Source organism: Micromonospora sp. NPDC048909, from assembly GCF_040649635.1.
GTDB lineage: Bacteria > Actinomycetota > Actinomycetes > Mycobacteriales > Micromonosporaceae > Micromonospora.
Genome location: NZ_JBEZFU010000006.1, coordinates 283,139 through 296,781, shown reverse-complemented (window position 1 = coordinate 296,781; position 13,643 = coordinate 283,139). Strand labels below are relative to the sequence as shown.

Annotated in this window: 10 protein-coding genes, 1 pseudogene and 1 riboswitch; of the genes and pseudogenes, 6 read left to right on the top strand and 5 right to left on the bottom strand. The window is 74.7% G+C overall.

The window, feature by feature from the left end:
• The first annotated feature begins 22 nt into the window (after positions 1-22).
• Positions 23-144: riboswitch (SAM riboswitch) on the top strand.
• Positions 145-188: 44 nt separating this feature from the next.
• Positions 189-1,454 (top strand): aminotransferase class V-fold PLP-dependent enzyme, encoded by a 1,266-nt coding sequence (locus AB0C04_RS18990; RefSeq protein ID WP_357056013.1) that lies wholly within the window; start codon positions 189-191, stop codon positions 1,452-1,454.
• A 25-nt stretch (positions 1,455-1,479) separates the two neighbouring features.
• Here the strand turns inward: AB0C04_RS18990 and AB0C04_RS18985 are convergent, their stop codons facing one another.
• A complete protein-coding gene (locus AB0C04_RS18985; protein ID WP_357056010.1) occupies positions 1,480-2,754 on the bottom strand; it encodes an FUSC family protein in 1,275 nt (424 codons plus the stop codon).
• 73 nt (positions 2,755-2,827) lie between these two features.
• On the opposite strand from AB0C04_RS18985, the gene AB0C04_RS18980 reads away from it, so the two are divergent.
• The gene (locus AB0C04_RS18980; protein WP_357056007.1) at positions 2,828-3,496 is read left to right on the top strand and encodes a metal-dependent phosphohydrolase; all 669 of its coding nucleotides are present in this window, start codon (positions 2,828-2,830) and stop codon (positions 3,494-3,496) included.
• A gap of 109 nt (positions 3,497-3,605) precedes the next feature.
• On the opposite strand, the pseudogene AB0C04_RS18975 reads toward AB0C04_RS18980, so the two are convergent.
• Positions 3,606-3,773: pseudogene (locus AB0C04_RS18975) on the bottom strand (DUF4031 domain-containing protein); the annotation flags it as partial.
• Positions 3,774-3,844: 71 nt separating this feature from the next.
• On the opposite strand from AB0C04_RS18975, the gene AB0C04_RS18970 reads away from it, so the two are divergent.
• Positions 3,845-5,245 carry an FAD-linked oxidase C-terminal domain-containing protein gene (locus AB0C04_RS18970; protein WP_357056004.1) on the top strand — a complete coding sequence of 467 codons (1,401 nt, stop codon included), beginning with the start codon at positions 3,845-3,847 and terminating at the stop codon, positions 5,243-5,245.
• A gap of 54 nt (positions 5,246-5,299) precedes the next feature.
• On the opposite strand, the gene AB0C04_RS18965 is transcribed toward AB0C04_RS18970, so the two are convergent.
• Both AB0C04_RS18965 and AB0C04_RS18960 read right to left on the bottom strand, forming a co-directional pair.
• Positions 5,300-5,788 (bottom strand): hypothetical protein, encoded by a 489-nt coding sequence (locus AB0C04_RS18965; RefSeq protein WP_357056001.1) that lies wholly within the window; start codon positions 5,786-5,788, stop codon positions 5,300-5,302.
• Between the two features lie 165 nt (positions 5,789-5,953).
• Positions 5,954-7,765: a glycerol-3-phosphate dehydrogenase/oxidase gene (locus tag AB0C04_RS18960; protein ID WP_357056547.1), complete on the bottom strand. Its 1,812-nt coding sequence runs from the start codon at positions 7,763-7,765 to the stop codon at positions 5,954-5,956.
• 134 nt (positions 7,766-7,899) lie between these two features.
• Between AB0C04_RS18960 and AB0C04_RS18955 the strand changes: the two genes are divergently transcribed.
• The 3 genes from AB0C04_RS18955 to AB0C04_RS18945 all read left to right on the top strand — a co-directional run bounded on the left by AB0C04_RS18955 (position 7,900) and on the right by AB0C04_RS18945 (position 11,682).
• Positions 7,900-10,362 (top strand): S8 family serine peptidase, encoded by a 2,463-nt coding sequence (locus tag AB0C04_RS18955; protein ID WP_357055998.1) that lies wholly within the window; start codon positions 7,900-7,902, stop codon positions 10,360-10,362.
• 52 nt (positions 10,363-10,414) lie between these two features.
• On the top strand, positions 10,415-11,347 hold the full coding sequence (locus AB0C04_RS18950; protein WP_357055995.1) for a GNAT family N-acetyltransferase: 933 nt from the start codon (positions 10,415-10,417) through the stop codon (positions 11,345-11,347).
• Between the two features lie 89 nt (positions 11,348-11,436).
• On the top strand, positions 11,437-11,682 hold the full coding sequence (locus AB0C04_RS18945; protein ID WP_357055992.1) for a hypothetical protein: 246 nt from the start codon (positions 11,437-11,439) through the stop codon (positions 11,680-11,682).
• A gap of 83 nt (positions 11,683-11,765) precedes the next feature.
• Here the strand turns inward: AB0C04_RS18945 and groL are convergent, their stop codons facing one another.
• Entirely contained in the window at positions 11,766-13,388 is a 1,623-nt protein-coding gene (groL, locus tag AB0C04_RS18940) for a chaperonin GroEL (RefSeq protein ID WP_357055989.1), read from the bottom strand.
• Between the last annotated feature and the right edge of the window lie 255 nt (positions 13,389-13,643).

The following is a 13,643-nucleotide window of genomic DNA, read 5'->3' as shown; positions in this document are numbered from 1 at the left end:
GGCGGCCGCTATGCTGCCGGCAGGTCACGAGCGCCAGCGTCAAGCCCCGGCTTGCTGGCCGGCAACCCTCGTCGAGTTCGCGGTGGGGTGCCCCGGGTGATGACCGGGCCCGGCCCCGATTCGTGAGCCGGGCAAGCGCGGACCCCGTCCCGACGTGCACCCGGGGTCCCGGCCCGGGAGGTTCTGGCATGTCCGTCACCCTCGTACCCGCACTGCCCGCTCCGGCGACCGTTCCCGCCGCCGTCGGGCCGCTCGACGTGCTCGGCGTGCCGGGCGAGATCAACCTCGACTACGCGGCCACCGCGCCGTGCGCGCGGGTCGCCGCCGACGCGGTGGCCGAGCTGCTTCCCTGGTACGCCAGCGTGCACCGCGGCGCCGGCGCGCTCTCCCGTCGCTGCACGCTCGCCTACGAGCGGTCCCGGCAAACGGTGGGCGACTTCTTCGGCGCCCGCAGCGACGATCACGTGATCTTCACCCGGAACACCACCGACGCGCTCAACCTGCTGGGTCGCGCGTTGCCGCCCGGCACGACCGTGGTCACCTTCGCCGGCGAGCACCACGCGAACCTGCTGCCCTGGCCGCGCGGCTCGGTCCGGCTGCCGGTGCCGGCCGACCCCGGCGAGGCGGTCCGCGCCCTGGACGCGGCCCTCGCCGAACTGCGGCGGGACGCCAACCCGGGGCTTCCGGTGCTGGTCGCGGTGACCGGGGCCAGCAACGTGACCGGAGAGCGCTGGCCGGTCGCCGAGCTGGCCCGGGTGGCGCGGCGGCACCGGGCCCGGATAGCGCTGGACGCCGCGCAGCTCGCCCCGCACGCCCCGGTCGACCTGCTCGAGTTGGACGTCGACTACCTGGCCGTCTCCGGCCACAAGCTCTACGCCCCGTTCGGCGCCGGTGTGCTGATCGGGCGGGCCGACTGGTTGGACGCGGCGCCGCCGTACCTCTTTGGTGGCGGCGCCACCAGCCGGGTCGGGGCGGCCACCCACGACGTGAGCTGGGCGCTCGGTCCGGCGCGGCACGAGGCGGGCACGCCCAACCTGCTCGGCGCGGTCGCACTGGCCGCGGTCTGCACCGCCCTCGCCGACGCCGACCGGGCCGCGCTGCACCGCCGGGAGCAGCGGCTGCTGACCCGGCTGCGGGACGGGCTCGCCGCCCTGCCGCACGTGGTGGAGCTGCGCACCTTCGGCCCGGACGCGCCGCGGGTCGGCATCGTCTCGTTCGTGGTCGCCGGCCGGGATTCCGCCGAGGTCGCCGCCGAGCTGGCCCGGGGGCACGCGATCGGGGTGCGCGACGGGCTCTTCTGCGCCCACCCGCTGGCCCGGCGGCTGCTGACCGAGGCGGCGGCCAGGACCGGGCGCCGGGATCTGCCGCCGACCGCGCTGCGGGCCAGCATCGGGCTGGGCAGCACGACGGCGGACGTCGACCGGCTCCTGGCGGCGCTGGCAACTCTCAGTTGACCCCGGCGGACGCCACCCGGGCCGGTCAGCCGACCGGGGGTGCGGTGGGCTGCTTCGGGCCGCTCTCGTCCGGCTCGGGCCCACCGCCCCGGGGTGCCTCCTGTTCGCCGAAGGACTTCCGGATCAACCGGTTCGCCTCGTCCTGCTCGATGCCGGAGGCGACCAGGAGATCGCTCGCCGTGGTACGTACCTGGGCGATCACCACGCTGCCGGAGAAGCCGACCCCCTCGGCGTACGCCCGGCCGGCCTCGCTGACCGCGCGCAGCGACCGTTCCCGGGACTGCTCCGGCTCGTCACCGACGGCGAACTCGTGCTTGAGCAGGCGGACCGACTCGGCCAGGTGCGAGATGGCGTCCGGCATGGGTCCGGGGACCGGTTCCTCGTCCTCGATCAGGGTGACCGAGCGGCGGATGAGCGTGCCGCTGTTGCGCATCGCCCGGTCGATCGGGTCGGCCGCCTCGGCGTAGTGGGTCAACTCGTCGCGCCGGTGCCAGCGGGCCGGGGAGAGGGTGGCCGTCTCCTTCGCCCCCTCGATCGCCTCGGCGAAGTTGGCCAGCTCCTCCTTGTTGTTGCGCAGCCGGTCCAGGGCCCGCTGCACGCCGCCCCGGTCCAGGTTGCGCAGTCCCTCGGCGGTCGCGTCGAGCTGCGCGGCGAGCAGGTCCAGCGCCGGCCGGGCGGCGCGATTGATCACCCGGAGCGGGTTGAGCGGCAGCAGGATCGCCGTCACCAGCAGCGCGATTCCGCCGCCGACGAAGGCGTCGATGAACCGGGGGATCTCGAGATCCTCGGTGGAGGGGCTCAACGTCACGATCAGCACGGCGGTGGCGGCGGCCTGGATCACGATCGCGACGCTCGCCCCGGCGAAGATGGTCAGCAGGATGGCCGCCGTGACCACCGCCCCGAGCTGCCACGCGCCGGTGCCGAGCAGGTGGATGAGGAGATCGCCGATGCCCACCCCGATCGCCACGCCGACGATCAGCTCCACGGTCCGCCGGAAGCGCTGGCCGACCGAGGCGGCCAGGGTGCCGACGGCGGAGATCGGCGCGAAGACCGGCTGCGGGTTGCCCAGCAGCCGGTGCGAGACAAGATAGGCCAGCGCGGCCGCCAGCCCGGCCTGCACCGCCAGCCCCGCGGCCATCCGGACCCGGTGCAGCCGATCGTGCAGAGTCGCCTTGCTCCGGTCCCGCACCTGGTCCATCGCCTCGGCGATGCGGGCGCTGTCGATGTCGGCCAGCCGGCCGTTCCGCAGCCCGGCACGGCGTAGAAAAGACGGACGTCTGCTCCCCCGGGCCACGGCCATGGCGGGTACTACCCGCGCCGGGCCGGGTGAATCCTCGGCGCTCCGGCGGAGCGCGGTGCGGCACACTCGACGGGTGGCTGACCTTCTCGACCGGTGGCGGGCGGCGGCGCGGGACGCCGGAGCAACCGACCCTGCCGGGCTGACCGACACCGGGCAGCAGCTGCTGCGCCGGTGGCGGGAGCCGCACCGGCACTACCACACCGTCGACCACCTGACCGCCGTGCTCGACGTCGTCGACGCGTACGCCGGGCTGGCCGGGCGTCCGGACCTGGTCCGGCTCGCGGCCTGGTGCCACGACGCGATCTACGACCCGCGCGCCTCCGGCGACGCCAACGAGCGGGACAGCGCCGAGTTGGCCGACCGGTTGCTGGTCGGGCTCGGGCTGCCGGCCGGCGCGGTGACCGAGGTCCACCGGCTGGTGCTGCTCACCGCCGGGCACGCGGTGGCCACCGACGACGGCGACGGCGCGCTGCTCTGCGACGCCGACCTGGCCGTGCTGGCCACATCCCCGCCGGTGTACGACCGCTATGCCGCCGCGATCCGTCGGGAGTACGCCCACGTGCCCGATCCGGATTTCCGGGTCGGCCGCGCCCGGGTGCTCAGCGGGCTGCTCGCCCTGCCGGCGCTGTTCCGCCTGCCGCCGCTGGCCGGGCGGTGGGAGCGGCCGGCTCGGGCGAACCTGCACCGGGAGCTGACCGCGCTGACCGGTCCGGCACCCCGGCCGACGTCCGGTCCGGCGTAGCCGAGCGGGCCTCGGCGCGGACGAGGTGCTTGGGGCGGCGCAGCCCGGCCGCGCGGAGCAGCCGGACCAGCTCCCGGCTGGGCACCACCCGCGCCCCCAACCAGACCGCCATCGCGAAGCGGTCGGCCGGAATGTCGTAGTGGTCCCGGTCGAAGCCGCGCCGGGGAGCGCCGAGCGCCTCGGCGAAGGCGTGCAACTCGGCGTAGGAGACGTCGCTGATCAGGTGGGACCAGAGCCGGCCGCGGGACGGCCAGCCGGGCCGGTCCAGGTAGAGCATGCCCACCAACCTAGCCCCCGCCCTTGTCGATCATGTTGATGATCGACGGTCGGCGACCTAGCCTCTCCAGCATGGCCGGAAACCCACTCCTCGACGACCTGCGCGCCGCCCTCGGCGAGAGCGCCGTGCTGACCGACCCGGACCTGCTCCGAATGCACGAACGCGACGAGGCCGACCTCTGCTCGGCGGGCACCCCGCTGGTGGTCACCCGCCCGCGCAGCACCGAGGAGGTGGTCGCCGTGGTCCGGGCGGCCGCCCGACACGGCGTACCGGTGGTGCCGCAGGGCGCGCGGACCGGCCTGGCGGGCGCGGCGAACGCGGTGGACGGCGCCGTGGTGCTGAGCACCGTCGCGATGGACGCGATCCGCGAGATCGACCCGGTGAGCCGGATCGCGGTGGTGCAGCCGGGCGTGGTGAACGCGACGCTGGCCGCGGCGGTGGCGAAGCAGGGGCTCTGGTACCCGCCGGACCCCGGCTCCTGGGAGTCCTCCACCATCGGCGGCAACGTGGCCACCAACGCCGGCGGCATGTGCTGCGTCAAGTACGGCGTCACCACCGAGTACGTGCTCGGCCTGGAGGTCGTGCTCGCCTCCGGCGAGGTGCTGCGCACCGGCCGGCGGACCGCCAAGGGGGTGGCCGGCTACGACCTCACCCGGCTCTTCGTCGGCTCGGAAGGCACCCTCGGGGTGATCACCGAGGTGACCGTGGCGTTGCGTCCCGCCCCGGCGGAGTCGCTCACCCTGGTCGCGGTCTTCCCGTCCACCGCGGCGGCCGGCGCGGCGGTGGCCGAGATCGCCGCCCGCGGGCTCAGCCCGAGCCTGCTGGAACTGCTCGACCAGACCCACCTGCGGGCCATCGAGGCCTACCAGCCGATGGGGCTGCGGACCGACGCGCAGGCCCTGCTGCTGGCTGCCGCCGACACCGGCACCCGGGCGGCCGACGACCTGGCCGCCCTGGCCGAGGTCTGCGAGTCCGCCGGTGCCGACGAGGTCTACGCGGCCACCGACGCCGTCGAGGCCGCGGCGCTGCTGCAGGCACGACGGCTGGCCCATCCGGCGATGGAGAGGTTCGCCGCGGAGGCCTACCCGGGTGGCAACGGCGGCCTGGTCATCGACGACGTGGCGGTGCCCCGGGCGGCGCTGGCCGCGCTGCTCGACGGGGTGTCCCGGATCGCGGCGGAGTGCGACGTGCCGATCGGCGTGGTGGGGCACGCCGGGGACGGCAACATGCACCCGAACATCGTGGTCGACCGGGCCGACCCGGCCAGCCTCGATCGGGGCCGGCGCGCGTTCGACGAGATCATGCGGTTGGGCCTGGCGCTCGGCGGCACCTGCACCGGTGAGCACGGGGTGGGGTTGCTCAAGCGGGAGTGGCTGGCCCAGGAGATCGGGCCGGTCGGCGTACGGGTGCACCAGGCGATCAAGGCGGCGCTGGACCCGACGGGCCTGCTCAACCCCGGCAAGGTGCTCTGACCTCCGGACATCGGAGTCAGCGCCGAGTGACCGACCCGGGCGGGTCGACCGGGCTCAGCCGGTCAGCTCGGCCGGGGTGGCCTGGGTGAGCAGCAACAGGATCTCGCCCGCGACGGACGGCCGCTCCTCGCCCGGGCAGTCCTGGGAGGTGACCAGGCCCGCCGCGGTGAACAGGCTGGAGGTCAGCGAGTCGATGCAGGTGGCCCGGTATCGCCGGGCCTCATCCGTCTCGCTGGCAAGCCCCGGGTCGGCGAGCATCTGCTGCAACCGGCTCGCCTGCTCCGGGTCGAGCGACCCGCTGGAGTTGACCCCGTCGCCGGCGCAGTCGATGCACTGCCAGGTGCCGTCCGGCTCGACCCGCAAGGTGCGGAGCGGACCGTCGGCACCCAGCTTCTGCACGAGGCTGACCTGACCGTCGCCGACCGTAGTCGGCACCTCGGGGGCCGGCAGGCCGGCGGCAGCACCGCCGGGCGTGGGTTTGGGATCCTCGGCCGACTCCGCGCGGACCAGGGAACACCCGGTCAACGCGGCGGCCAGCAGCACGCCGAGGAAAGGGACGAGTAGCCGTGTACGGGAAGGGCGCACCACTCGCCGCAACCTACAGGACCGTAGGTTGCGGTCGGTAGCCCTACACCTCGGTAGCTTACGGCGGGCAGGCGGCGGCCGGAACCGCCCCGGCAGGCCGTCGCCGGGGATCTGCTGAGCCGGTCAACGGGACGGCAGCTCGACCGGGTCGCCGTCGCCGCCCCGGTCGGAGGCGTAGCCGCGGACGTCCGGCGCGCCCAGCCGGGCCGCGTCGGCCGCGACGTCGTCCGGCATCAGCTGGGACTGCCGCTCCGCCTCGACCCGGGCCCGGTAGTGCTCCACCTCGCGGCCCCGCCGGGCGGCGTCCCAGCCGAGCACCGCCCCCATCAGCTCGGCCGTGTGCTCCGCCGACTCCAGGCCGCGATGGCTGGTCTCGAAGGAGATCCGGGTACGCCGGGTGAGCACGTCCTCCAGGTGCAGCGCGCCCTCCGCGCGGGCCGCGTAGGCGACCTCGGCGGCCAGGTACTCCGGCGCCCCGGCCAGCGGGGAGGCGAGCAGCGGGTCGGCGTCGACCAGCGCGAGCACGTCCAGCGTGAGGGTGCCGTACCGCTCCAGCAGGTGCTCCACCACACCGACCGGCACGCCGTGCCGGCGGGCCAGGTCGGCCCGGTCGCGCCACATCGCGGGGTAGCCGTCCGCGCCCAGCAGCGGCAGGTCGGCGGTCCGCGACGGGCGTACGCCGCCCAACCGGCGCGCCGCCCGGTCCACCACGTCGGTGGCCATCACCCGGTACGTCGTGTACTTGCCACCGGCCACCAGCAGCAGCCCGAGCATCGGCTCGAAGACCGCGTGCTCCCGGGAGAGCTTCGAGGTGGAGTCGGCCTCGCCGGCCAGCAGCGGGCGCAGCCCGGCGTAGACCCCCTCGATGTCGGCCGTGGTGAGCGGCCGGTCCAGCACCTCGTTGACCTGCTTGAGCAGGTAGTCGATGTCGCGCGCCGAAGCGGCCGGATGGGAACGGTCGAGCCGCCAGTCGGTGTCGGTGGTGCCGATGATCCAGTGCCCGCCCCACGGGATGACGAAGAGCACCGAGGTGGCGGTACGCAGGATCAGGCCGGTCTCACCGGTGATCGCCGACCGGGGCACCACCAGGTGCACGCCCTTGGAGGCCCGGACCCGGATCCCGGGGCGCAGCCCCACGTCGTTGAGCATCCGGGACATGTCGTCGCTCCACACACCGGTGGCGGCGATGACCGTCCGGGCCTGCACCTCGAACTCGGCGTCCGGTGAGCCGGCCGGCGCCTCCAGGTCACGGACCCGGACACCGGTCACCTCACGGGCCTGCCGGATCAGCCCGACGGCCCGGGCGCTGCTCACCACCGTCGCGCCGAGGCTCGCCGCGGTGCGGGCCAGGGTGACCACCAGCCGGGCGTCGTCGACCTGCCCGTCGTAGTAGCGGATCGCCCCGGCCAGCGCGTCCGCCCGCAGGCTGGGGAAGATCCGGCGGGCGCCCTCCCGGGTCAGGTGCCGGTGCAGCGGCATGCCCCGGCCGTTGCCGAAGAGACCGGCGAAGACGTCGTACGCCGCCACGCCGGCGCCGTAGTAGGAGCGCCGGAAGATCCGGGCGGGCAGGTCACGCACCCCCCGGCCGGCCGGGAGCGGCACCAGGAACGGCACCGGCCGAACCAGGTGCGGCGCCAGCCGGGTGGCCAGCAGCCCGCGCTCGGTGAGCGCCTCGTGGACCAGGTGGAACTCCAACTGCTCCAGGTAACGCAGCCCGCCGTGGATCAGCTTGCTGGACCGGCTGGAGGTGCCGGCGGCGAGATCGCGCGCCTCGACCAGGGCCACCTTGAGCCCTCGGGAGGCGGCGTCCAGCGCGGCACCCGCCCCGGTCACCCCACCCCCGATGACCAGCACGTCGAAGCGTTCCGCGCGGAGTCTGCGCAGGTCGGCGGCGCGGCGTTCGGGCGACAGCCGGCCGGCGGTGGATCGGGACACGTTGGGGTCGCGCACCCGTCCACGGTAACCGCCAAGACCATCCGGCGGCACGCGCGGCGCTCCACGCCGCCCCGCGCACCGGCCGGCCGGGCTGCCGGGCGGCTCGTGGGAACGGCGCGTCGTACTGTTTCTCAATGCAGGCCGAACCCCCCGTCTGGGCCGACGCCCGCCCGCCGACCGCTCCCCCGCCCGGACCGTGGCCGGTGGTGGCGGCCGTGCTGGCCGGTTGCTGGACCGTGGCGGTCACCGTCGCGATCCAGGCCTGTGGCTGGCTCACCGATCAGGTGCTGCTCGGCTTCGGGCGGGAGCGGGTCGGCTGGCTCTGGCCGGCGGCGGGCCTGCTGACGGTGCTGCTGGTCGGCACGCCCGCGCTGCTGCTGGCGCTGCTGCCCCGGTCGGCGGCGGTCCGGGCCACCGGGCGTGCCTGGCTGGCCGCAGTGTTGGCGCTCGGGGCGTTCGGGCTGCTCCGGGCAGTCCCGCCGGTGCACCACGAGGCGTACCTCGCCGGGCTGGCCGCGACGGCCGCGGCTGCTGCGGCGGTGCTGAGCCGCCTCACCCGCCGCCGGACGGCCGACGCGGCGCCCGCGCCGCTGGCCGGGGCGGAGGTCGAGGCACCCGGTCGGCGCTGGCCGGGTGCGGTCACCCTGCTGGCTGTCGCCGGTGGTCTGGCGCTGCTGCTGCCGTGGGCCTGGCTGGGCGCGCTCGGCGGGCTGCTGGAGACGCTCCTCGCGGCGCTGGCCGCCGCCGCGCTGGGCGCGCTGGCCGGCGCGCTGCTCGACGCCAGGTTCTGGTCCCGCTTCGCGCCCGGCGACCCGCCCCGGCCGGCCCGGCTGGTGCTGGTCGGCGGACTCGTCGCCGGGGTGGCCCTGCTGCTGCTCGCCGCCGGGGCCGGCCAGTCCGCCGCCCAGCTGCCCGCCCTGCTCACCCTCCCACCGACCGGCTTCGCGCTGGCCGCCCTGTACGCGGCCGCCCGCCGCCGGCACCCCGCCGTCGCGGTCCCGGCCGGCCCGACCCGGTGGCTGGTCGGGCTCGCCGCGTTCGGCCCGCTGGCGTTCGCCGATCCGGAGGAGATCACCCTGCTGCTGGCGACCACCCGGGACGTGCCGTTCTGGGTGGCGGCCGCCGCCGGCGCCGGGCTCGCGGTCGGGCTGCTGCTCGCCGCCGGGTACGGGCTGCTGCTCGCCCGGCCGCGCGGTCGTGTCCCGCGCCGGCGGACGGCGGCGGTCACCGCCGCCGTGCTTCTGGTCGCGCTCGGCGCGGTGGACCTGGGCCCGGGCCAGCCGGGGTTGCACGGCGAGCGGCTCTTCGTGGTGCTGCGCGAGCAGGCCGACCTGTCCGGCCTGCCGGCCGCCGCGCCGGGCCGGACCGGCCGGGACGCCCGGGCCGGTGAGGTCTACCGCCGACTGGTCGCCACCGCCGAGCGGAGCCAGGCCGATCTGCGGCGGGAGCTGACCCGGCTGCGCCTGCGGCCCACGCCGTACTACCTGGTGAACGGGATCGAGGTGGATGGCGGCCCGGCGGTGCGGGCCTGGCTGGCCCGCCGCCCGGAGGTCGCTCGGGTGCTGGTCAGCCAGCGGTTGCGCCCCCTGCCCGCGCCGGCCGGCACCACGCGGGGCACCGATCCCGCCCCGACCGGGCCGGAGTGGAACATCCGCCGGATCGGCGCCGACCGGGTCTGGAGCCAACTCGGGGTGACCGGCGCGGGCGTGGTGGTGGGCAGCTCGGACTCCGGGGTGGACGGCCGCCACCCGGCGTTGGCCGGCGGCTTCCGCGGCGGCGACGACTCCTGGTACGACCCGTGGGACGGCACCCGCGCCCCCACCGACGAGGGCGGGCACGGCACCCACACGACGGGCAGCGCGGTCGGACGCGACGGTATCGGGGTGGCACCGGGAGCGCAGTGGGTGGGCTGCGTCAACCTGGACCGCAACCTCGGCAGCCCGGCGCACTACCTGGACTGCCTCCAGTTCATGCTGGCGCCGTTCCCGTCCGGCGGCGACGCGTTCACCGACGGGCGTCCGGAGCGCGCGCCGGAGATCCTGACCAACTCCTGGGGCTGCCCCGGGATCGAGGGCTGCGACGCCGGGGTGCTCCGGCCGGCGACCGCCGCGCTGGACGCCGCCGGCATCTTCGTGGTCGCCGCCGCCGGGAACACCGGCCCCTGGTGCGCCTCGATCGACGACCCGCCCGCGCCCTACCCCGACGTGCTGACCGTGGGGGCGGTGGACGACCGGGGCCGGGTGGCGCAGTTCTCCGCCCGAGGCCCCGTGCCGGGCGGGCCCGCCAAGCCGGACGTGCTGGCCCCCGGCGTCGGGGTCCGCTCCGCGATGCCCGGTGGCGGGTACGCCACGCTCGACGGCACCTCGATGGCGACGCCGCAGGTGGCCGGGGTGGTGGCGCTGATGTGGTCGGCCAACCCGGCGCTGATCGGCGACCTGCCCCGCACCCGCGAGCTGCTGCGGGAGACCGCGACGCCCGCCGAGCCGACCTATCGCTCCCGCAATCCGGCGGACGCCTGCGGTGGGCCCGCGAACATCACCGGCGCCGGCCTGGTCGACGCGTACGCGGCCGTGCGGGCGGCCCGGGCCGCGGGCTGACGGTGGTCGGGTCTTGCGCGAACGGGTACCCGGTGATCTAGGGTCGGCGACCATGGACGCGGAGATCACCGTCAGCGAACTCACCCCCGATCTGGCGCCCGCCGTGGTGCGGCTCTGCGACGGAGCGCTCGACCTGCCCGAGGACGCGACCGAGGCGGACGCCCTGGTGGACGCGCTCTGGACCCGGGCCGCCGCCGACCGGCCGGTGTTCGCGCTCGGCGCGTACCGGGGGGCGGAGCTGGTCGGGGTGCTGATCGGCTCGATGTCGGCGGCTGACCCCCGGCTCGGGCACGTCGACCTGGTCGCGGTCGCGCCGGAGCACCGCCGCCGGGGCGCCGGGCGGGCGCTGCTGGCCGGGGCGGAACGGCAGCTCGCCGACCGGGGTGCGGCCGAGGTGCTGCTCGCCGGCAACCCGCCTTACTACGCCTGGCCCGGGATCGACGTCCGGTACACCCCGGCGGTCTGCGCCGCGCTGGCGCTGGGCTACCAGCAGGACCGGACCGCCTGGAACATGACCGCCGACCTGTCGTACGACGAGTCGCCGGCGCTGCGCTCGACGCAGGCCGCGGAGCGACGGTTGGCCGGCCAGGGGGTGACGGTGCGCCGCGCGGAGCCGGCGGACCTGCCGGCGCTGGCCGCGTTCGCCCGGTCCACCTTCGGCGGGGCCTGGGACGGCGAGCTGGCCGGATCGGTGGGCCGGCCGGGGGCGGGCTGCCACCTGGCGGAACGCGACGGCGAGGTGATCGGCTTCGCGGCGTACGGGTCGTCCCGGCCGAGCTGGTTCGGGCCGATGGGCACCGCCCCGGCGGCCGAGGGCTCGGGGATCGGCGGGGTTCTGCTGCGGCGCTGTCTGCGGGACCAGCACGACATGGGGCTGGAATCGGCCCAGATCGGCTGGGTGGGGCCGGTGCCGTTCTACTCGGGCAGCTCGGGTGCGCGGATCGAGCGGGTCTTCTTCCTGTACCGGCGGACGATCGAGAATTGATCCGGGGCGAATGGGATATAGACCCGTATAGTGCCATTCGCCCTCGTCCGTGATCGACGCCCCCTACCGTTTCGGTAGAGGAGGCAGCAATGACCACGGACGACGAACACACCGAGGACGTCGCACCCGTCACCTGGACCCCGGTCGGCGATCTGCCCGGCCATCTGCCGATCGACCGGCTCGACTACGGGGACGCCGAACAACTGGCCGAGATGAGCGTCGCCGACGATCCCGCAACCGAGGAGCCGGTCGAGATGGTGGACGCGCCGATCCAGCTCCGCGCGCCGTACGACCGGACGCACAAGCGGCGCAACCAACGCCCGCTGCCGACCTGACCGCGCCTGCCGACCTGACCACCTGACGACGAAACGGGGCGGACCGCTGACGCGGCCCGCCCCGTTTCCGGTCGGAACTGGACTCAGAAGTCCATGTCCCCGCCACCCGGACCAGCCGGGGCGGCCGGGGTCTTCTCCGGCTTGTCCGCCACGACGGCCTCGGTGGTGAGGAAGAGCGCCGCGATCGACGACGCGTTCTGCAGCGCCGAGCGGGTCACCTTGGCCGGGTCGATGATGCCCGCGGCCAGCAGGTCCACGTACTCGCCGTTGGCGGCGTTGAGGCCGTGGCCCGCCTCCAGGTTGCGCACGCGCTCGACGACCACGCCGCCCTCGAGGCCGGCGTTGACGGCGATCTGCCGCAGCGGGGCGTCCAGCGCGATCTTGACGATCTGCGCGCCGGTCGCCTCGTCACCGGTCAGGTCCAGCTTGTCGAAGGCGGTCTTGCCGGCCTGCACCAGCGCGACGCCACCACCCGGGACGATGCCCTCCTCGACGGCGGCCTTCGCGTTGCGAACGGCGTCCTCGATGCGGTGCTTGCGCTCCTTCAGCTCGACCTCGGTGGCCGCGCCGACCTTGATCACCGCAACACCGCCGGCCAGCTTGGCCAGACGCTCCTGCAGCTTCTCCCGGTCGTAGTCGGAGTCGCTCTTGTCGATCTCGGCCCGGATCTGGTTCACCCGGCCCTGGATCTGCTCGGCGTCACCGGCACCGTCGACGATGGTGGTCTCGTCCTTGGTCACCACGACCTTGCGGGCGTGGCCCAGCATGTCGACGTCGGCCGCGTCGAGCTTGAGGCCGACCTCCTCGCTGATGACCTGACCACCGGTGAGGATGGCGATGTCGGTGAGCATGGCCTTGCGGCGGTCACCGAAGCCGGGCGCCTTGACGGCGACCGACTTGAAGGTGCCACGGACCTTGTTGACCACCAGGGTGGCCAGGGCCTCGCCCTCCAGGTCCTCGGCGATGATCAGCAGCGGCTTGCCCGACTGCATGACCTTCTCCAGGATCGGAAGCAGGTCCTTCACCGACGAGATCTTGCTGTTGACGATCAGGATGTACGGGTCGTCGAAGACGGCCTCCATACGCTCCGGGTCGGTCATGAAGTACGCGGAGATGTAGCCCTTGTCGAAGCGCATACCCTCGGTGAGCTCAAGCTCCAGGCCGAAGGTGTTGCTCTCCTCGACGGTGATGACGCCTTCCTTGCCGACCTTGTCCATCGCCTCGGCGATGATCTCGCCGACGCTGGTGTCACCGGCCGAGATGGAGGCGGTGGAAGCGATCTGCTCCTTGGTCTCCACGTCCTTGGCGAGCTTCAGCAGCTCCTCCGAGACGCTGGCCACGGCGGCCTCGATGCCCCGCTTCAGGGCCATCGGGTTGGCGCCGGCGGCCACGTTGCGCAGGCCCTCACGAACCAGGGCCTGGGCCAGGACGGTCGCCGTCGTCGTGCCGTCACCGGCCACGTCGTCGGTCTTCTTGGCGACCTCCTTGACCAGCTCAGCGCCGATCTTCTCGTACGGGTCCTCGAGCTCGATCTCCTTGGCGATGCTCACACCATCGTTGGTGATGGTGGGGGCACCCCACTTCTTCTCGAGCACGACGTTGCGGCCCCTGGGGCCGAGGGTCACCTTTACGGCGTCGGCGAGCTGGTTCATGCCCCGCTCGAGGCCGCGGCGCGCCTCTTCGTCGAACGCGATCATCTTGGCCATACGGCGTTGTCCTCCTGGACACTCACGGGCCACCCGAGTGTGTGTCCCGGATGGGCCGCCTGGTGTACGCACCTTGGGGCGCCGTCGTCGTGGTGACGACGGCTCTCCTCGGCCGGGCCGGATAGCCCGCGACGACCGGCCACGTGCCCCACCGGCGGCTTGTCCCGCCGGCGTGGCCATGGCCCCACCGCCCCGACCTTTGGCACTCACAGTACGCGAGTGCCAATGACTTGTTTAGCACTCTCCCATGCCGAG

Coding starts and splice junctions, on each gene's coding strand:
- AB0C04_RS18985 (WP_357056010.1), bottom strand. CDS start 2,754: ATGGCCGTGGCCCGGGGGAGCAGACGTCCGTCTTTTCTACGCCGTGCC.
- AB0C04_RS18990 (WP_357056013.1), top strand. CDS start 189: ATGTCCGTCACCCTCGTACCCGCACTGCCCGCTCCGGCGACCGTTCCC.
- AB0C04_RS18955 (WP_357055998.1), top strand. CDS start 7,900: ATGCAGGCCGAACCCCCCGTCTGGGCCGACGCCCGCCCGCCGACCGCT.
- groL (WP_357055989.1), bottom strand. CDS start 13,388: ATGGCCAAGATGATCGCGTTCGACGAAGAGGCGCGCCGCGGCCTCGAG.
- AB0C04_RS18950 (WP_357055995.1), top strand. CDS start 10,415: ATGGACGCGGAGATCACCGTCAGCGAACTCACCCCCGATCTGGCGCCC.
- AB0C04_RS18945 (WP_357055992.1), top strand. CDS start 11,437: ATGACCACGGACGACGAACACACCGAGGACGTCGCACCCGTCACCTGG.
- AB0C04_RS18970 (WP_357056004.1), top strand. CDS start 3,845: ATGGCCGGAAACCCACTCCTCGACGACCTGCGCGCCGCCCTCGGCGAG.